The following is an 18223-nucleotide window of genomic DNA, read 5'->3' on the forward strand; positions in this document are numbered from 1 at the left end:
TTCAATGGAACAAAAACGAAAAGAAATCATTATTAACGAAATTAAGTATTGGAAACAAACGCGACTGTTGCCGGAACAATATTGCGACTTTTTGCTTGCACTGTACACGGAAGGGAACCGCGATGACGCCGAGCAAACGGTGAAGCAAGTTCCGACATGGGCGATTCGCGCAACCGCCATGATGATCGGTATTTTTTTACCTTTTGTTCTTCTTGTCATTTATTTTACTGAATTGTTGTTTGTTTTGCAAACGCTCATTTTGTCACTTTTTGTCATAATTTGTTTTGTTGCTGTTCGTTTTTTAGCAAAAAACAAAATGATAACTCATATTGCTTTAATTGTTGGTGCTTTATCACTTCTTCTTCTCTCTATTCGCGCATGCGAGTTTTACTTTTTAGGAAACGCGGTCGTATTAGCTATAACTGTCATGTGCAATTGTTTCGTCTGGCTGTTCATCGGTTGGCGTTTTTCGCTTATGTATTTCATTATTTCAGGCGTTGTCGGCATCATTCTTCTTTTTTCTTCCTTTTTCATTTAAAAAATTTACATATGGGCTTTTCCTTTATGGGAATTTAAAGTACAATAAAATTGTTTGTAACGTTTTCATTTTGAAAGACATGCTTTATTACATAAGGGAGGGTAAAGTATGAATCGCAATCCGTTAATCCCATTTGTACTTATTATGGTAATGGGAATTGGTCTTGTTTTCTTTCTGTCTGTGAAAGGCCTTGGAGATATGAAAGAAGTTGCGAAAGAGAAAGAAGGCGGCGCGAAGACAGAAGAAACAGCAGCTGCTGGTCCAGAAGACATCTACAAAAAAAGCTGTGTGGCATGTCATGGTGCGAACTATGAAGGTGGCGTTGGTCCAGCATTAAAAGGTGTAGGTGACCGTCTATCTGTTGAGCAAATTAAAGAAGTCATCATAAACGGTCGCGGAAGCATGCCTGGAGGGTTAGTGCCTGCGGATCAAGCAGAAGAAATGGCAAAATGGCTTGCTGAATTGAAATAAACGAAGCAAAAAAGTCCCTTTACTTCGGTGAAGGGATTTTTCGTTTTTTGCAAAACATGATAAACTGAAGAAAAAAGTGTGGTGATCATCATTGAATGAATTACAGCTATCTAAACGACTACAAACGGTTGTTTCATTCATTCCAAAAGGAAGCATACTTGCAGATATCGGCTCAGATCATGCATATTTGCCATGCTATGCATATTTGCACGGATACATAACAAAAGCGGTTGCGGGGGAAGTGGCAGATGGGCCGTTTCGTTCAGCAAAGCAACAAGTGGAAAAATGCGGACTTTCTCACGTCATTTCCGTTCGTAAAGGAGACGGCCTACAAGTTGTAGCGCCAAACGAAGTGGATTGTGTAACGATTGCCGGGATGGGTGGAACGCTCATCTCGAACATTTTAGAAGCAGGAAAAGAAAAGTTAACAGCTGTGAAGCGTCTCATTTTACAGCCGAATGTCGGTGCGCATATCGTACGGAAATGGCTGTTAGAAAATGGGTGGGAGCTAATGGATGAACGCATTTTAGAAGAAGATGGGCAAATTTACGAAGTGCTTGTTGCGGAGCGCGGCAATCCTTATCGGCCATATACGCAGCTTCATGTCGAATTGTTGCTCGGTCCGTTTTTATTGAAAGAGCGAAATGAAGTATTTGAAAAAAAATGGGCGTTAGAAATGAATCATTGGCGTGATGTCATCGAGCAACTGAAACATGCGAAAAAGGAAGAAGCAATGAAAAAGAAACATCAGCTGATCGAAACATTACGTATGGTAGAGGAGGTCTTGAAGCGATGAAAACACCGAACGGATATGAAATCATTCAACTGTTCGAACAGTTTGCTCCAAAACATTTAGCGATGGAAGGCGATAAAATCGGTTTGCAAATTGGTACGTTAAACAAGCCGATTCGCCGCATCATGATTACGTTAGATGTATTAGAACATGTAGTGGATGAAGCGATTGAACAGCACATTGATTTAATTATTGCGCATCATCCACCGATTTTTCGCCCGTTAAAACATATTGTGACCGATCAGCCGTATGGTCGCATGATCGAGAAATGTATGAAACATCATATAGCCGTTTATGTTGCCCATACGAATTTAGATATAGCTAAGGGCGGTGTAAACGACTGGCTCGCTGAAGCGCTGCAATTGCAAAACGTTGACGTTCTCGTACCAACGTACGAAGAGCCGCTGAAAAAACTCGTCGTATATGTGCCACGCACACATGCAGATGCGGTGCGCAAAGCAATTGGCGATGCCGGTGCTGGACATATCGGAAATTATAGCCATTGTACATTCAATAGCGAAGGAATAGGCACGTTTTTACCAGAAGAAGGAGCAAATCCATTTATCGGCCAACAAGGGAAGCTAGAGACAGTAGAAGAAGTACGTATCGAAACGATCGTTCCTGCACGTTTGCAAAGAAAGGTTGTTCAAGCGATGTTACAAGCTCATCCATATGAAGAAGTGGCGTATGATGTATATCCGCTTGACAATAAAGGAACGGCCTATGGTCTTGGGCGAATTGGAACGTTAAGTGAAGATATGACGTTACAACAGTTTGCTGAACACGTGAAAACATCATTGCGTGTGCCGACTGTTCGTGTCGTTGGCGAGCTGACGAATCACGTTCGTAAAGTAGCGGTCATCGGCGGTGACGGAAATAAATATATTCACGAAGCAAAAATGAGCGGTGCCGATGTGTATGTGACAGGGGACTTATATTATCACGTTGCACATGACGCGTTAATGCTCGGTTTAAGCGTCGTTGACCCGGGGCATCATGTCGAAAAGGTGATGAAAGAAGGGGTAGCGCACGTATTAAAAACGATGTGCGCACAACAAAAATTTGCAGTTGATATATACGTGTCGCAAGTGAATACAGAACCATTTACGTTCATATAAAAAAGAGGCTTATTCGCCTCTTTTTTTCACTTTTGGTAAAATTTTTGTTAGCGGTACTTTTCTTTCTCGTTTCCATGTTTCTGGATTGTTCGGGTCAAACTGTTCTAAAAAGTCAATCACTTCTTTTGTGATTGGTGTTGGCGTGGATGCGCCAGCAGTGACCGCTACTTTTTTTGCATGTTTAATCCACTCAATGTCGATTTCTGTCACGTCAGCAACGCGATAAGCTTTCGTTCCAGCAATTTCTTCGGACACTTGCGCAAGTCGATTCGAGTTATTGCTTCTTGGGTCGCCGACCACGATCGTGACATCCGCTTCTTTTGCTTGTTCAGCAACGGCTTCTTGCCGCACTTGCGTCGCTAAACAAATTTCCCGATGCATTTCAACATGTGGATATTTTTCTTTTACTTTTTCCATAATGTGTGCAACGTCCCATTGGCTCATTGTCGTTTGATTTGTCACAATAATTCGTTTCGATTGAATGTTCAGCTGTTCCACATCTTCAGGTTTTTCAATTAAATGAACGGCATGCGGAGCAACGCCAATCGCTCCTTCAGGCTCAGGGTGTCCTTTTTTTCCGATGTAAATGACTTCATAGCCGTTAGCTACCTTTTCGCGAATGAGGTCGTGCGTTTTTGTGACATCGGGGCACGTAGCGTCAATTGTAACGAGCCCTTTTTCTCTTGCACGCTGTTTGACTTCAGGTGAAACGCCATGAGCGGTAAAAATGACTGTTCCGCGATCGATTTTTTCTAAAATTTCAAGTCGATTCGGGCCGTCAAGTGTAATAATTCCTTCTTCTTCAAATGCATCGGTTACATGTTTATTATGAACGATCATACCCAAAATGTAGATCGGTCTTGGCAACGTCGGATCGAGTGCAGCGTTGCGGGCGATGACCATCGCATCGACGACTCCATAACAATATCCGCGTGGCGTAATTTTAATGACTTCCATATGGATCGCTCCTTCTTGGCGTGTTTGTCGTTTTCATTATATAAAAGAAGGGGCGAACATACAAAAGTTAAATATATAGTTTTGGTACAGACCCCCCTTTTTCATTCGCTTTTTCTTGTTTTTGTTCGCGCTTTGTTGGGACGGGACGTTGTTTTTTCTTTGTTTGTTGCTCTGTTGTCGCAGCGCTTGTTTCGCTTGCTGTTTCATTCGTTTCGTTTGTTGTGTCAGATTTTTTTATTTCGCGAAAAAGCCGCATCATCGATGGGAAGCTTTTAATGAGTGGACCGTATTGTTGCACCATTGGTGTAATCGTTTGAACCATGTTTAACATTTTTTGTACATTCGTTAACATCGAATCAATGTTCGGAAATGCTCCGCCAGCGCCAAGTGCCTGTGTAGGGAGTTGGCTGCCAAATAATCGCGAAAACATGCCTCCTTGTGCTTGTGGCGTCATAGGGTGTCGCCACATTGGTGGCATCGGTGAACGAGAAGATGGAAACATAAATGGATGTCGCAATGGCGTTCCTCCTTTCTTTTACATGGTGAAGCTTTGTGCTTTTTTCATCTATATTACGATATGCAGCGAAGCTCATATAGTTGAATGAACCGTTTATGTTCGTATATAATGTGTAACAGGTTTATTTTTTCACTGAATGAGAAAGAGGGTGGGAAACCGTGTTTGAACGTTTTGCGTTTCACCCGTTTATTATAGAAGCGATTCATCACTTAAAGTTTCATAAACCAACACCGATTCAAGAGCGTGTCATTCCTGCGGTGTTGCGTGGTGAAAGCGTCATCGGCCAGTCGCAAACGGGAACAGGAAAGACGCATGCTTATTTATTGCCAATCATTCAGCGCATTGATCCGCACGTTGAGGAAGTACAAGCGGTTATCACAGCGCCAACGCGCGAATTGGCGACGCAAATTTATCATGAAGTATTAAAAATTACGAAATTTTGTCCACATGATCATCGTGTGACAGCGCGTTGTTTTGTCGGTGGAACAGATAAGTTACGGGCGATGGAAAAGCTGAAAACGCAGCCGCATATTGTCATCGGGACACCTGGGCGCATTGATGATCTCGTTCGCGAACAAGCGTTATTTGTCCATACAGCTCGCATGCTTGTTGTTGATGAAGCAGATGTCATGCTTGATATGGGATTTATTACAGATGTCGATCGCGTGGCAGGACGAATGCCAGAGGATCTACAAATGCTTGTTTTTTCTGCAACGATTCCAGAAAAGTTAAAACCGTTTTTGAAAAAATATATGGAAAATCCGACTCACATTCATGTCGCTCCGAAACAAGCATCAGCACCAACGATTGATCATATTCTTATTCCGCTTCGCCACCGTGACCGTTTGCAGCTTTTGCACGATGTATTGCTTGCTTATAACCCGTATTTAGCTATTGTGTTTGTGAACACGAGAAAAACAGCCAATGAAGTAGCAAACGGTTTAATTGAAAAAGGATTAAAAGTAGGGGTGCTACATGGGGATCTAACCCCACGCGAGCGAAAAAAAATGATGAAAGCGATTCGCGATTTGCAATTTCAATATATTGTTGCGACAGACTTGGCAGCGCGCGGAATTGATATTGAAGGCGTTAGCCACGTCGTGAACTATGAGCTTCCGACAGACTTAGACTTTTACATTCATCGTGCTGGACGAACAGGACGGGCTGGCTATACAGGTATTGCCACAACGATTTACGAACAATCAGACCAACATGCGCTAGTGAAGTTAGAGAAAAAAGGAATTCGTTTTCTCCATCGCGACTTGCGTCATGGCGAATGGGTGGAGCTCGATGCATGGAACGGGCGGAAAAAAGAGAAAAAAGTTGATGAAGTGGAGCAGCTTGTCGAAAAAATAGCGAAAAAACAAAAGAAAGTAAAACCGGGATATAAGAAAAAATTGCGGGAGCAGTTGAAAAAACAAAAAGCGAAAAAGAAATAGAAAAAGAAATAAGGGAGAGAATGGCGTGTTAAAAATCGGTTCACACGTATCGATGGGCGGCAAAGAGATGTTATTAGCTGCAAGTAAAGAAGCTGTATCGTATGGAGCAAATACGTTTATGATTTATACGGGAGCACCACAAAATACAAGGCGTAAACCGATCGAAGAGCTAAACATCGACAAAGGAATTGCCCATATGAAAGAGCACGGCATTGCTGAAATTGTCGTACATGCCCCGTACATTATTAATATTGGCAATACGATAAATGCAGATACGTTTTCACTTGGCGTTTCTTTTTTACGTTCGGAAATTGAACGGACAGAAGCGATTGGTGCGAAACAGCTCGTCCTTCACCCTGGCGCGCATGTTGGAGCGGGCATTGAAGCAGGTATTGCGAAAATTATTGAAGGGCTAAATGAAGTGATTACGAATGACCAGCATGTGCAAATTGCGCTCGAAACGATGGCTGGGAAAGGATCAGAATGTGGAAGTCGCTTTGAAGAGTTGGCGAAAATCATTGACGGTGTGACCCATAATGATAAGCTGTCCATTTGTTTTGATACGTGTCATACACACGATGCAGGATACGATATTGTGAATGATTTTGACGGCGTATTAGAGCAATTTGATCGCATCATTGGACTTGATCGGCTAAAAGTATTGCATATTAATGATAGCAAAAATCCATGCGGAAGCCGAAAAGACCGTCATGAAAATATCGGCTTCGGTCATATCGGTTTTGACGCATTAAATTACATTGTGCATCATCCACAGCTCATGCATGTGCCAAAAATTTTAGAAACGCCATATGTTGGTGGGAAAGCGTCTGCGAAACCGCCATATAAATTTGAAATTGCGATGTTGCGTGCACAACAGTTTGATCCGAACGTTCGCGAAAAAATTGCTGGGTAGAAGGCTGCTAGTTGGCAGCCTTCTTACTGTATAAATTGGCGAATCAAGTCATTGGCTTGTTTAGCGAGTTGCGGCGATGTGCGGTTAGCGAGCTCCCGAATCCAATTTTTCCTCGCTTGTTCGTTAAACACATCAATCGTTTTTTCGCGCATCATTTGAATAATAATATCCGCTTCTTGTGGCGAAAGTGAAACGTTGTACTCTTTTGCATACATCATTAACTCGTTTGCCGTCATGGACTTCATTTTACGTTGGACGATTTTATGATACACATTCACGTTACATCCCTCCTTGTTTACGATATGAAAGGAAAAAAGAAGGTGTGCAAATGGTATAATGAAATAGATGAAAGGGGAGATTGGAATGAAGAGACAACATAAAAAAGAGACGATTAGCCATTTGTTGTATCGCGTTGTCATGATGACGATTGGTGCGACGCTTGCTGCATTATCAATCGAATTATTTTTAGTGCCAAATGAAATTATTGACGGCGGAGTGATTGGTATTTCCCTAATTCTTGATCACATTCTTCCAAATTATGCGTGGTTGAACTTTGCGACGCTCGTCATTTTGCTAAATGCGCCATTTATGTATTTTGGCTATAAACAAATCGGGAAAACGTTTATGCTCTCCTCGCTTTATTCCATCGTTGTTTTAGCTGTCATGGAGCGGCTGTTACACCATGTATCCCCGTTTACAACAGATTCCATTTTATCAATAGTGTTTGGTGGGGCCATTCTTGGTGCAGGTGTAGGACTTGTCATTCGCCACGGTGGCTCATTAGATGGAACAGAAATTTTAGGCATTTTAATGACGAAAAAGTTGCCGTTTTCTGTCGGGGAATTTGTGATGTTTATGAACGTTTTTATTTTTACTTGGGCAGCGTTTGTATTTGGGCCGAAACAAGCGATGTATTCGGTTTTAACGTATTATATTGCTTTTAAAACGATTGATACGGTCATTCAAGGACTAGATGAAACAAAAGCAGTTCTTATCGTATCAGATCGTTACGAAGACGTGTCAGATGCGATTTTAAATCGCCTTGGACGCGGGACGACGAAGTTGATAGGAAAAGGCGGATATACCGATGAACAGAAAGAAGTCATTTATGCCGTCGTTACGCGCTTGGAAGTGACGAAACTCAAGTCAATTGTATATGAAATTGATCCAAATGCATTCATTACAATTATGAATACACAAGAAGTGCGCGGGGCGAAATTTAAATCGGCTATTCATTAATGAAAACAAATGCGCTATACTACAGTTGAATCGGAATCATTTTGAATTAAGGTGGTCAAATGATGGAACATATTTTACGTGTTGAGAACGTCTCGTTTCGCTATGAAGATGAAGATGTTTTGCAACAGATCAATTTTCACATTCCAAAAGGCGCTTTCGTCGGTTTAGTTGGTCCGAACGGTTCAGGGAAATCGACGTTGTTAAAATGTATTTTACGGTTGTTAAAGCCGCAAACGGGACGTATTTTTTTATTTGGCACGCCAATTGAGCAGTTTAAAGATTGGCACAAAATTGGATTCGTATCCCAAAAGGCTAATAGCTTTAATACCGGATTTCCTGCTACGGTGTATGAAGTTGTAGCGAGCGGTTTAACCGGGAAGCTCGGCTTGTTTCGCCGATTAAAAAAAAGCGATGAAATGGCGGTACGTGAAGCCATTGACGCTGTTGGCATGGGCCCATTGATCAATCGGAACATTGGCGAACTTTCAGGTGGTCAACAGCAACGGGTATTTATTGCTCGTGCAATTGTGTCACAACCCGAATTTTTAATTTTAGATGAGCCGACTGTCGGGGTCGATGCGCATCATGTGCAAAGCTTTTATGACATGCTTGAACGGTTGAATAAGCAGTATCACATGACATTGCTTCTTGTTACACACGATATTGGAACGATTACGGAAAAAGTGACGCATGTAGCTTGTTTAAACAAACATTTACATTTTCACGGAAGTGTGCAACAGTTCGCACAGCTTAAAACGGAAGATTTAGCATCGTTTTACGGGCATTATCTTCATTTACTTGCTCACGATCATGCATAGAAAGGAGAGGGGATATGCTAGAGGCATTGTTTCAGTATGGGTTTTTACAAAACGCGTTTATTGTCGGCGTATTAATCGGTTTGCTAGCCCCTCTTTTAGGTGTGTTTATTGTCGTTCGCCGGCTATCGCTTATTGCCGATGCGTTAAGCCATGTCACACTCGCGGGAATTGCAGCAAGCTTATTTGTGCAAAAAAAATTTTTAACCTTTGCGACGTTCAATCCGATTTATATTGGGATGGCATTTTCCGTTGTCGGTTCGTTATTTATTGAAAAATTGCGTACGGTGTATAAACATTATCAAGAATTAGCTATTCCGATTATTTTATCCGGGGGCATTGGGCTAAGCGTTATTTTTATTTCGCTTGCAGATGGGTTTAATACAGATTTGTTTTCGTATTTATTCGGGAGCGTAAGTGCAGTTAGTCGGACGGACGTATGGACCATTAGTATTATTTTTTTCATTGTGCTCGCTGTCATTTTTTTGTTTTATAAAGAATGGTTTATTTTATCATTTGATGAAGAATATGCACAAGTATCAGGGGTAAAAGTCAAAGCGCTCCATTTTGTTTTCATTGTTTTAGTTGCGCTCGTTATTGCCGCTTCGATGCGAATTGTCGGCATTTTGCTCGTATCGTCACTTATGACGCTTCCGGTTGCAGCAAGCATTCGGATCGCGAAAGGATTTAAACAGGCGTTATGGTTGTCTGTTGCATTTGGTGAGTTCGCTGTGATTGTCGGTTTATTTCTTTCTTATTATTTAAATTTAGCTCCTGGTGGAACAATTGTATTGTTAGCTGTGTGTATATTAATTGGGGCGATTATGTGGAAAAAATGGAAGAGAGGATGACAATGCGTGAACGTTTCTGAAGCGCTACGATTAATGAAAAAAAAAGGGTTTAAGTACACAGGAAAGCGCGAGGAAATGCTTGAGTTATTTGCGAATACGGATAAATATTTAACAGCAAAAGATGTGCTCGATGTGATGAAAGAACGGTATCCGGGGCTTAGCTTTGATACAGTTTATCGCAATTTGGCGTTATTTGTTGAGCTAGGTATTTTGGAAATGACAGAACTTTCTGGAGAGAAGCGTTTTCGGTTTACGTGCAATGTGCATCATCACCATCATCATTTTATTTGTATGTCATGTGGAAAAACAAAAGAGCTTGTGACGTGTCCGATGGCTGAATTAGCGGAGGATTTGAAAGGATATGCGATTTCTGGGCATAAGTTTGAAGTGTATGGAACGTGCCCGATGTGTCAACAACAAGCTGACATGTAAGTCAGCTTGTTGTTGCAAACAATTGCTCTACTTGCTGTTTTGCTTCATGCCAATTGTATACGCGAATGACTCCTTTCGGGAGAGGACCGCGATTATATGGAGTATCAAACAAAATGACAGGGATGAGACATTGCTCAGCAATATCACAAGCGTTATCATATTTATCTTCAAAAAAGACGTCGATCTTATATTTTTTTACTGCTTCAATTTTATCATGCGAACCGACAAGCTCTATGTGATGATAATGAATACTATGTTGTTGAAACCATTTTTCTGTTATCTCATATAAGTGGCGACCACGTGCGCTAATGTAATACAATTCATGCTCGTCCTTCCAACTATTGATGACTTCTAATGCTCCATTCGCAAGAGGCGCTTCGCTATAAATGATCGGCTCATATTGTTCCATCCACTCATTTAATTTTTCTTCAGTCGTGTCTAAAAAAGGAACTAAATCGTAATCGGTAATATCATCAAGTGTTAAGTTTTTTTGAAACGATGCGTTTAAATATGGAATGAACGTACTTGGGCACGTGACTGTTCCATCGATATCAATGCCAAATCGTCGTTTGACCATGTTTGTCCATCCTCTCTCATGTGATTTCCTTGCCCATTATAACATTGACATAAAGTAACATCTATAATAATGCACCACTTATTCCATAATAATAGTGCTCCTCATTTTACGAAAGCGAGGGAATTGTCATGGCCAATAAACGTCTGCGTCGATCGTATGACAATGCAAGAGTGGATAATGTTCCAAATGTTGAACGGGATTTTATGGAAGAAACAGCAAGTGAAATCGCTGAGCCAGCTCGATTTTCGGAAAAAGAAGTGGATCGTGAAGAAAGCGGTCGCGGCGTTGGCTGGCTTGCACTTGCATTATCGGTTGTTTCTCTTTTCCTTATGCCAGTCATTATGGGAGCAGCCGGCATCATTTTTGGATTTATCGCTCAGCGTCGAGGAGCAGAAACATTAGGTGCTTGGGCGATTGGAATTGGTGCTGTTTCCATTATTTTAAGCTTTTTCGTCCGATTTTGGTAAATAAGAGGGGAAAATCCCCTCTTATTTTCGTTTTCCTTTCAGCGCATACTCTTCGACTAATTTATCAATTTCTTTTTTTAATTCTTCCACCATCGTTTCTTCTGGTACTTTACGTACAATTTTTCCGTGGCGGAATAATAAGCCTTCGCCACGCGCACCTGCAATGCCAATGTCCGCTTCGCGCGCTTCTCCTGGTCCGTTCACTGCGCAACCAAGTACAGCTACTTTAATTGGCGCTTTAATTTTTGCAATATATTCTTCGATTTCATTCGCAATGCTAATTAAGTCAATTTCGATTCGCCCGCATGTCGGACATGAAATTAATGTCGCTGCATTTGCTGCAAGACCGAACGCTTTCAACAATTCACGCGCCACTTTCACTTCTTCAACAGGATCAGCGCTAAGAGATACGCGCACCGTGTTGCCGATTCCTCTGCTTAAAATGGCGCCAAGTCCCGCCGCGCTTTTTACTGTTCCTGCAAATAACGTACCCGATTCAGTAATGCCAAGGTGAAGCGGATAGTCAAATGTGCGCGCGGCTTTTTCATATGCTTCAATCGCTAAACGAACATCGGAAGCTTTCAGGGAAACGATAATGTCTTGGAAATCAAGATCCTCTAAAATGCGAATATGATGCAAAGCGCTTTCGACCATTCCATCCGCCGTTGGATATCCGTACTTTTCCAAAATGCGTTTTTCAAGTGAGCCAGCGTTTACGCCGATGCGGATAGGTATCCCACGTTCCTTCGCTGCTTTGACGACCGCTTCTACTTTTTCTCGTTTTCCAATGTTTCCTGGGTTAATGCGAATTTTATCCGCACCGTTTTCGATCGCCTTTAAAGCAAGGCGATAGTCGAAATGAATATCAACAACGAGCGGAATATTAATGCGTTTTTTTATTTCAGCAATCGCGTTTGCTGCTCTTTCATCAGGGCAAGCGACGCGAACGATCTGGCATCCAGCTTCTTCAAGTCGATGTATTTGAGCAACGGTTGCATCTACATCATGTGTTTTTGTTGTCGTCATACTTTGAATGACGACTTCGTTGTTCCCGCCAATCGTAATGTTTCCAACGCGAACGGGACGGGTTTTCGAACGATGAATGATTTCACTCACGCGTCAATCGCTCCTTTAACGTATTGATCAAATCATTTTTTATTGTAGCAATGTTTCTTATTTGTTGACAATGTTTTTGCTATTTCTATTTATAGAGCGGAATACGATATGTTTTACCGATTTGAAGTGATTGAGCGTTTACATGTGGATTCAACGTTTGAAAATCGTCAATCAGCCGATCGATCGACACCGGCAATTTTCCGTTCATTTCGCGTTCGACGATAGAAAGGAGCGTATCGCCTCGTTGAACAGTTACTTCACGATATGGCAGCTCATTTGTTTGCTCGATTGTTTTTTTGACGCTAGCTGTATAAATGGTTCCTTTTGTTACATCGTGATATGCAATCGCACATATGGCAATAAGGACGAGAAAGAGGAAAACTTTTTTCATGACATTCCCCCGCTTTGTACTTCTTTCCTAATCCATATGGCTTGTCCAAGAAATATATGCTTAAAAATTACATTTCCTTTACATTGCTTTACACTTCTTTAACATGGTATTGATATTATTTTGGTATTCTTTGTCTGTATTTGTCGAAGGGGGGACGTGCTGTGCGTGCACAAATAAAACAGCAATTACTATCCATGCGAAGGTATGGAAGAAGCTCTATAGTACACAAGAACCCCGTGGCTTTAGCCATCGGGAGGTTCAGGGCAGCATTCAAATTAATCGAGTAGGAGGAGGTTAATCACCTCCTCCTACTCGATTGGAAGGAAGTTCTTTGATCGACACGAACAAAATCGTTACAGAAACAAACCAGTCTAAAGCGACAGCATAAGGAACGACAATTTGCAACGCTTCCATCATAGTAAAAAAGATCGTTGTTAGTGTGATGGAGTAAGCCGATATGCTCCACATATGGCGATACGTTCCACGCTTATTTAACGTCTCGCGGAAAATCAGACCGATGAACGCAAGGACAGTCACGTAAAGAAACTTGCTCGTACATGTGAAAAAGTATAAAACGAGAAACGATAGCGAAATGACAATAGGAAGCAACGATTGAAGCGTTCGAGTAAACGCATATACGTCTTCGTTTGTAAAACGATCTACTTGCATCATAGCATATGGATAGGCTTGAACATGTCCATTGGCGACAAGGACAATTTCCTCTTTCAAAAAGGCAACAGCGTTTGTGTAACGCTCTGCATCATCCGTTGTGAGCGTTCCTGTACTATCAAACAAAATCGTTACATTCGGATAAGTGAGCTCGATTGGTTCATTTTCATTTGATGTCAATGTTCCATCGACGACTTCAAATGGCGGGAGATCTTCTTTTAATAGTTGGTTGGTTGAGCCGATCATTTTGTTTATGCTCATCGTGAAGTAAATGGCCATCGGCAACGTTGCAATAAGCGATAAAAAAAACACGTAGCTAATCGCCTTTCCAATCGGATGAAAGCGAAAGCGAGCGATATGTACAGGAGAATAAAGACTTTGTAACAATCGTTTCCACATCATCATCACATCCTTTACAAAGCATCATTTCTCATTCTACTTCTTTTTATGTTTGCTGCACAACCATTTTGTCTCACACGTTTCATGTGTTGACGATCTTCACCTTTTTTGCTAGAATTACCATCGGATAAATTGGACCCTTAGCTCAGCTGGTTAGAGCGGACGGCTCATAACCGTCTGGTCGCAGGTTCGAGTCCTGCAGGGTCCATTTGCCTCGCTGAGTCAATCAGCGAGTTTTTTTTTGCAAATAATTTGAAACATTCGATTCATTTTGGTACTCTTAAAGTAGGTTCACTTATGAAACTTTTCTGTTTCTTAATCTGATTTATCGGTTTCATTAGTGGACGATTACATAATATAATTTAAGGAGGAATGAAGCATGGCATTTGAATTACCACAATTGCCTTATGCGTACGATGCGTTAGAGCCACATATTGACAAAGAAACGATGAACATTCATCACACAAAACATCATAACGCGTACGTAACTAACTTAAACGCAGCACTCGAAGGTCATCCAGAATTACAAAACAAAACGATTGAAGAACTGATGGCTAATTTAGACGCAGTGCCTGAAAACGTTCGCACAGCTGTTCGCAACAACGGAGGAGGACATGCGAACCACTCGCTCTTTTGGACCATTCTTTCACCAAATGGCGGTGGCGAACCGACAGGGGAATTAGCGGAAGCAATTAACAGCACATTTGGTAGCTTCGAAAAATTTAAAGAAGAATTTTCAAAAGCAGCAGCAACACGTTTCGGCTCTGGTTGGGCGTGGCTTGTTGTTCATAACGGTCAACTTGAAGTAACAAGCACACCAAACCAAGATACACCATTAATGGAAGGAAAAACACCAATTTTAGGATTAGACGTATGGGAGCATGCGTACTACTTAAAATATCAAAACCGTCGTCCGGATTATATTGCAGCATTTTGGAATGTTGTAAACTGGGACGAAGTTGCAAAACGTTACGCAGCAGCGAAATAACAAAAAAGAGCTCGACAAAATTTGTCGAGCTCTTTTTGTATATCGCTGTAAAAGAGTAGGCAAACTACTTGTCAAGAAAGGGAGTTTGCCTATGAACAGATGGAAACGAATGATGGCGCATATTCGCACGCATCAACAATTATTTTTATTATTAACTATTGGCGGATTGTATTCGCTTAGCATTGCTTTGTCGAATACGTTTGTGAACGTATACGTTTGGAAAAAAGCAAATAGTTTCCATGCGTTAGGTGTGTACAATTTAGCTATTGTGACATGGCAGCCACTTGCATTTATTGTTGCTGGACAAATCGCGAAAAAGATTGATCGTGTCATCGTTTTGCGAGTGGGCGTCACGTTTCTAGCGCTCTTTTTTTTAGTTGTATTATTTAGCGGGGATCGAGCGATGAACCATTTATTTTTACTTGGCGGATTGCTCGGTATTGGCTATGGGTTTTATTGGTTAGCATTTAACGTATTAACGTTTGAAATTACAGAGCCAGATACGCGCGATTTATTTAACGGGCTGCTTGGGGCGATGACGTCCGTTGCAGGAATGATCGGCCCCCCAATTGCTGGATGGGTCATCGCTTCAAGTGAGAAGTTTACGGGGTATATGGCGATTTTTTTAGCTTCTCTATGTTTGTTTATCGCTGCCGTGATCCTCAGCTTTTTCTTACACCGAAGAAGTTCATCAGGACGATTTGCGCTTCGTTCAGTATACGATGAACGAAAGAAAAATAAAAATTGGAAAATGATTACAAACGCCCACTTTTTTCAAGGATTTCGGGAAGGAACATTTGTGTTTATCGTTTCTATTTTCTTATTTATGGAAACAGGAACAGAAAAAGCACTTGGCGTATTCGGTTTCGTCAATGCGGTCGTTTCGTTTATTACGTATTCGCTTGCCTCTAAATATATAAAGCAACGCTGGCGACTGCATGCCATTTTATTTGGTGGCGTGCTATTGTATGCTTCTGTATTTTTGCTCGTGTTCGATTTATCCTACTTCAAACTGATCGTATACGGTGCGCTTATTGCTGTTGGTTATCCGATTTTGCTTGTCCCATATTTGTCGTTTACATTTGACGTCATTGGACAAAGCAATCGTGCAAAGGAGTGGCGCATTGAATATATTGTGATGAGAGAATTATTTTTGAACGGTGGCCGTGCAACGTCTGTCTTGTTGTTTTTATTAGCCATTACGTTATTTGATGCAAAAGAGGCGATTCCATTATTAATGTTAATTGTCGGAGCCGGTTATTTCATTATTTATTTTTTTGTGCGTCGCATTCGACTTTCTATGTAGAAATTTGCGAGCATTTCTTTTACAATGAGGAAGGAGCAAGTAAAGGAGGTGCTCGCTCGTTTTGAGACAACTACAACATGCTCAAAAAGCGAAAAAAAAGAAAAAAAGAATGCAGTTGCCGTTTCGCTTAAATGTGCTATTTTTTATTGTGTTTTTACTGTTTTCCGCGCTTATTTTACGATTGGGCGTCATTCAAATTGTTTACGGTGAACAATATCGAAAAGAAGTTGAGCGGACAGAAAACGTAATAGTCAACACGCCAGCACCGCGCGGGAAAATTTATGACCGAAACTATCAAGTTGTCGTCGATAACGAACCGCTTCATGCGATCACGTATACACGTACGCAAACAACCAAGCCGTCAGAAATGATTGCGATAGCGAAAAAGTTAGCAACATACATTGAAAAGCCGGCAGATCGGGTGACAGAACGAGATATAAAAGACTATTGGATTTTGACTAATGAAGAAAAAGCGAAAGAAAAAATTACAGAAAAAGAATGGAAGCAGTTTCGCGCTAAAAAATTAACAGATAAAGATATTTACCAACTACAACTCGAACGCATTACAGAAGAAGATGTAAAAACGATTAAAGAACGTGAACTTGAAGTTGTTGCGATTTTTCGGGAAATGAATAGTGGATACGCTTTAACGCCGCAAATGATAAAAAATGAAGGAGTAACGGACGAAGAATATGCGGTTGTTAGCGAACATTTAGAAGAGTTACCGGGCGTAGATGTGACGACCGATTGGAACCGCCATTATGCATATGGCGATACATTTCGCACGGTGCTTGGAAATATTACATCGTCAGAGGAAGGGCTGCCGCGTGAGAAGCTTGACTATTATTTAGCGCGCGATTACAGCCGAAATGACCGCGTCGGAAAAAGTTACATTGAAGCTCAATATGAAGATGTGTTGCGCGGACAAAAAGCAAAAATAAAAAATGTGACCGATAAAGCGGGGAATATTATTGAAACGATTGAAATATCGCAAGGACAACGCGGGAAAGACATCGTTTTAACGATCGATATGGAGCTACAAAAACGCGTCGAGCAAATTATTGAAGAAGAATTAACGACAATGAAGCGGCGCGGTGGAACCGAATTGCTTGATCGCGCTTTTGTTGTCATGATGGACCCGAATACGGGGGAAATTTTATCGTTAGCAGGGAGACTGTATACACGTGATGAGAATGGGAAAGCAGTGTTCAAAGATTATGCCCTTGGAACAATCACATCTGCTTATGCGATGGGATCAGCAGTGAAAGGTGCTACTGTTTTAACCGGTTTTCAAACCGGCGTCATTCGACCTGGTACAGTGCTTATTGATGAGCCGTTATATATTAAAGGAACCAAGACGAAAAAATCGCATAGCGGTATTCGTCCTGGACCGATGAACGATTTAAAAGCGCTTGAAATGTCGTCAAACGTTTATATGTTTAAAACAGCTATTGCGATCGCAGGTTCTACATATCGTCCGCATCAACCGTTGCCGATTAAAAAAGAAGCGTTTTCGATTATGCGGCGATATTTTAATCAGTTCGGTTTAGGTGTGAAAACAGGGATTGATTTGCCAGGGGAAATTATCGGGTGGCCTGGACAAAGTACGCTTCCTGGTCACTTGCTTGATTTAGCGATTGGACAGTTTGACGTATATACGCCAATCCAAATGGCGCAATACGTTTCAACGATTGCCAACGGAGGATATCGCATTCAGCCACATGTCGTAAAAGAAATTCGTGAACCAATTAGCGAAAAAAATCAAATCGGAAACGTTATTTATTCGTTTGAGCCGAAAGTGTTAAATCGGATTGATATGAAAACAGAGTATATTGAGCGTGTACGAGAAGGATTTTATCGCGTCATGCACGGTTCGCACGGAACAGCGCGGGCATTTTTTGCGAATGCTCCGTATGATCCAGCAGGAAAAACAGGAACAGCACAGGCGTTTTATGATGGACCAATCAAATCGAAACGAATGACATCGACGTACAATTTGACGCTAGTTGGTTTCGCACCTTACAACAACCCAGAAGTTGCATTTGCTGTCGTCGTGCCGTGGGTATATCAAAATCCGCGAAACCATTATCCGATTAATAACTACATCGGAAGAAAAATTTTAGATGCATATTTCGACTTAAAAGCGCAGCGTCAATCAAATGAGCAGACCCCTACTGAACCGTTGAATAATGATGAACAAACAATGGAAAGATAGAAGAAAGCGAAT

The 18223-nt window shown here is 41.4% G+C and carries 21 protein-coding genes and 1 tRNA gene; 15 read left to right on the forward strand and 7 right to left on the reverse strand.

The features are described 5' to 3' along the window. Positions 1-4 precede the first annotated feature (4 nt). From ABEV15_RS01100 to ABEV15_RS01115, 4 genes are all read left to right on the forward strand, one after another. Positions 5-538, forward strand: a complete 534-nt coding sequence (locus ABEV15_RS01100) for a hypothetical protein (RefSeq protein WP_429630801.1) — start codon at positions 5-7, stop codon at positions 536-538. 108 nt (positions 539-646) lie between these two features. Beyond that, positions 647-1009, forward strand: a complete 363-nt coding sequence (gene cccA / locus ABEV15_RS01105) for a cytochrome c550 (protein WP_429630799.1) — start codon at positions 647-649, stop codon at positions 1007-1009. 91 nt (positions 1010-1100) lie between these two features. Next, the gene (locus ABEV15_RS01110; RefSeq protein ID WP_498852144.1) at positions 1101-1805 is read left to right on the forward strand and encodes a tRNA (adenine(22)-N(1))-methyltransferase; all 705 of its coding nucleotides are present in this window, start codon (positions 1101-1103) and stop codon (positions 1803-1805) included. Then, a complete protein-coding gene (locus tag ABEV15_RS01115; RefSeq protein ID WP_429630795.1) occupies positions 1802-2920 on the forward strand; it encodes a Nif3-like dinuclear metal center hexameric protein in 1119 nt (372 codons plus the stop codon). Before ABEV15_RS01110 ends, ABEV15_RS01115 begins: the two co-directional genes overlap by 4 nt. Before the next feature lie 9 nt (positions 2921-2929). On the opposite strand, the gene ABEV15_RS01120 is transcribed toward ABEV15_RS01115, so the two are convergent. Both ABEV15_RS01120 and vrrA read right to left on the reverse strand, forming a co-directional pair. Further along, positions 2930-3877, reverse strand: a complete 948-nt coding sequence (locus ABEV15_RS01120; protein WP_429630793.1) for a 4-hydroxy-3-methylbut-2-enyl diphosphate reductase — start codon at positions 3875-3877, stop codon at positions 2930-2932. A 67-nt stretch (positions 3878-3944) separates the two neighbouring features. Next, entirely contained in the window at positions 3945-4394 is a 450-nt protein-coding gene (gene vrrA / locus ABEV15_RS01125) for a VrrA/YqfQ family protein (RefSeq protein ID WP_498852145.1), read from the reverse strand. A gap of 158 nt (positions 4395-4552) precedes the next feature. On the opposite strand from vrrA, the gene ABEV15_RS01130 reads away from it, so the two are divergent. Then, positions 4553-5833, forward strand: coding sequence for a DEAD/DEAH box helicase (locus ABEV15_RS01130; protein WP_498852146.1), 1281 nt, complete (start codon positions 4553-4555; stop codon positions 5831-5833). 25 nt (positions 5834-5858) lie between these two features. After that, positions 5859-6746, forward strand: a complete 888-nt coding sequence (locus ABEV15_RS01135) for a deoxyribonuclease IV (protein WP_429630787.1) — start codon at positions 5859-5861, stop codon at positions 6744-6746. 23 nt (positions 6747-6769) lie between these two features. Here ABEV15_RS01135 and ABEV15_RS01140 read toward each other — a convergent pair whose 3' ends face one another. After that, positions 6770-7024: a DUF2624 domain-containing protein gene (locus tag ABEV15_RS01140; RefSeq protein ID WP_429630785.1), complete on the reverse strand. Its 255-nt coding sequence runs from the start codon at positions 7022-7024 to the stop codon at positions 6770-6772. A gap of 85 nt (positions 7025-7109) precedes the next feature. Here ABEV15_RS01140 and ABEV15_RS01145 point away from each other — a divergent pair, with 85 nt between their 5' ends. The 4 genes from ABEV15_RS01145 to ABEV15_RS01160 all read left to right on the forward strand — a co-directional run bounded on the left by ABEV15_RS01145 (position 7110) and on the right by ABEV15_RS01160 (position 10083). Then, positions 7110-7985, forward strand: coding sequence for a YitT family protein (locus tag ABEV15_RS01145; RefSeq protein WP_498852147.1), 876 nt, complete (start codon positions 7110-7112; stop codon positions 7983-7985). Positions 7986-8047: 62 nt separating this feature from the next. Next, positions 8048-8803, forward strand: coding sequence for a metal ABC transporter ATP-binding protein (locus ABEV15_RS01150; protein WP_498852148.1), 756 nt, complete (start codon positions 8048-8050; stop codon positions 8801-8803). 14 nt (positions 8804-8817) lie between these two features. Beyond that, on the forward strand, positions 8818-9651 hold the full coding sequence (locus tag ABEV15_RS01155) for a metal ABC transporter permease (RefSeq protein ID WP_498852149.1): 834 nt from the start codon (positions 8818-8820) through the stop codon (positions 9649-9651). A gap of 6 nt (positions 9652-9657) precedes the next feature. After that, positions 9658-10083 (forward strand): Fur family transcriptional regulator, encoded by a 426-nt coding sequence (locus tag ABEV15_RS01160; protein ID WP_498852150.1) that lies wholly within the window; start codon positions 9658-9660, stop codon positions 10081-10083. 1 nt (position 10084) lies between these two features. Here the strand turns inward: ABEV15_RS01160 and ABEV15_RS01165 are convergent, their stop codons facing one another. Continuing rightward, positions 10085-10660: a hypothetical protein gene (locus ABEV15_RS01165; RefSeq protein ID WP_429630775.1), complete on the reverse strand. Its 576-nt coding sequence runs from the start codon at positions 10658-10660 to the stop codon at positions 10085-10087. A gap of 128 nt (positions 10661-10788) precedes the next feature. Here ABEV15_RS01165 and ABEV15_RS01170 point away from each other — a divergent pair, with 128 nt between their 5' ends. After that, a complete protein-coding gene (locus ABEV15_RS01170) occupies positions 10789-11127 on the forward strand; it encodes a DUF4190 domain-containing protein (protein ID WP_429630773.1) in 339 nt (112 codons plus the stop codon). 21 nt (positions 11128-11148) lie between these two features. On the opposite strand, the gene ispG is transcribed toward ABEV15_RS01170, so the two are convergent. From ispG to ABEV15_RS01185, 3 genes are all read right to left on the reverse strand, one after another. After that, positions 11149-12243, reverse strand: coding sequence for a flavodoxin-dependent (E)-4-hydroxy-3-methylbut-2-enyl-diphosphate synthase (gene ispG, locus ABEV15_RS01175; RefSeq protein WP_429630771.1), 1095 nt, complete (start codon positions 12241-12243; stop codon positions 11149-11151). Positions 12244-12328: 85 nt separating this feature from the next. After that, the gene (gene yqfZ / locus ABEV15_RS01180; protein ID WP_429630769.1) at positions 12329-12634 is read right to left on the reverse strand and encodes a protein YqfZ; all 306 of its coding nucleotides are present in this window, start codon (positions 12632-12634) and stop codon (positions 12329-12331) included. A 294-nt stretch (positions 12635-12928) separates the two neighbouring features. Then, positions 12929-13708 (reverse strand): DUF1189 domain-containing protein, encoded by a 780-nt coding sequence (locus ABEV15_RS01185; RefSeq protein WP_498852151.1) that lies wholly within the window; start codon positions 13706-13708, stop codon positions 12929-12931. Between the two features lie 128 nt (positions 13709-13836). On the opposite strand from ABEV15_RS01185, the gene ABEV15_RS01190 reads away from it, so the two are divergent. From ABEV15_RS01190 to ABEV15_RS01205, 4 genes are all read left to right on the forward strand, one after another. Next, positions 13837-13910: transfer RNA gene (locus tag ABEV15_RS01190), tRNA-Ile, on the forward strand. A 171-nt stretch (positions 13911-14081) separates the two neighbouring features. Then, positions 14082-14690 carry a superoxide dismutase SodA gene (gene sodA, locus ABEV15_RS01195; protein WP_429630765.1) on the forward strand — a complete coding sequence of 203 codons (609 nt, stop codon included), beginning with the start codon at positions 14082-14084 and terminating at the stop codon, positions 14688-14690. 91 nt (positions 14691-14781) lie between these two features. Continuing rightward, positions 14782-15996 carry an MFS transporter gene (locus ABEV15_RS01200; RefSeq protein ID WP_429630763.1) on the forward strand — a complete coding sequence of 405 codons (1215 nt, stop codon included), beginning with the start codon at positions 14782-14784 and terminating at the stop codon, positions 15994-15996. Between the two features lie 61 nt (positions 15997-16057). Next, positions 16058-18211, forward strand: a complete 2154-nt coding sequence (locus ABEV15_RS01205; RefSeq protein WP_498852152.1) for a peptidoglycan D,D-transpeptidase FtsI family protein — start codon at positions 16058-16060, stop codon at positions 18209-18211. Positions 18212-18223: the final 12 nt, after the last annotated feature.

Source organism: Bhargavaea massiliensis, from assembly GCF_050480245.1.
Classification (GTDB): Bacteria; Bacillota; Bacilli; order Bacillales; family Anoxybacillaceae; genus Anoxybacillus.

Coding starts and splice junctions, on each gene's coding strand:
- ABEV15_RS01165 (WP_429630775.1), bottom strand. CDS start 10,660: ATGGTCAAACGACGATTTGGCATTGATATCGATGGAACAGTCACGTGC.
- ABEV15_RS01100 (WP_429630801.1), top strand. CDS start 5: ATGGAACAAAAACGAAAAGAAATCATTATTAACGAAATTAAGTATTGG.
- ABEV15_RS01170 (WP_429630773.1), top strand. CDS start 10,789: ATGGCCAATAAACGTCTGCGTCGATCGTATGACAATGCAAGAGTGGAT.
- ABEV15_RS01120 (WP_429630793.1), bottom strand. CDS start 3,877: ATGGAAGTCATTAAAATTACGCCACGCGGATATTGTTATGGAGTCGTC.
- ABEV15_RS01145 (WP_498852147.1), top strand. CDS start 7,110: ATGAAGAGACAACATAAAAAAGAGACGATTAGCCATTTGTTGTATCGC.
- cccA (WP_429630799.1), top strand. CDS start 647: ATGAATCGCAATCCGTTAATCCCATTTGTACTTATTATGGTAATGGGA.
- ABEV15_RS01155 (WP_498852149.1), top strand. CDS start 8,818: ATGCTAGAGGCATTGTTTCAGTATGGGTTTTTACAAAACGCGTTTATT.
- sodA (WP_429630765.1), top strand. CDS start 14,082: ATGGCATTTGAATTACCACAATTGCCTTATGCGTACGATGCGTTAGAG.
- ABEV15_RS01115 (WP_429630795.1), top strand. CDS start 1,802: ATGAAAACACCGAACGGATATGAAATCATTCAACTGTTCGAACAGTTT.
- ABEV15_RS01185 (WP_498852151.1), bottom strand. CDS start 13,708: ATGATGATGTGGAAACGATTGTTACAAAGTCTTTATTCTCCTGTACAT.
- yqfZ (WP_429630769.1), bottom strand. CDS start 12,634: ATGAAAAAAGTTTTCCTCTTTCTCGTCCTTATTGCCATATGTGCGATT.
- ABEV15_RS01150 (WP_498852148.1), top strand. CDS start 8,048: ATGGAACATATTTTACGTGTTGAGAACGTCTCGTTTCGCTATGAAGAT.
- ABEV15_RS01200 (WP_429630763.1), top strand. CDS start 14,782: ATGAACAGATGGAAACGAATGATGGCGCATATTCGCACGCATCAACAA.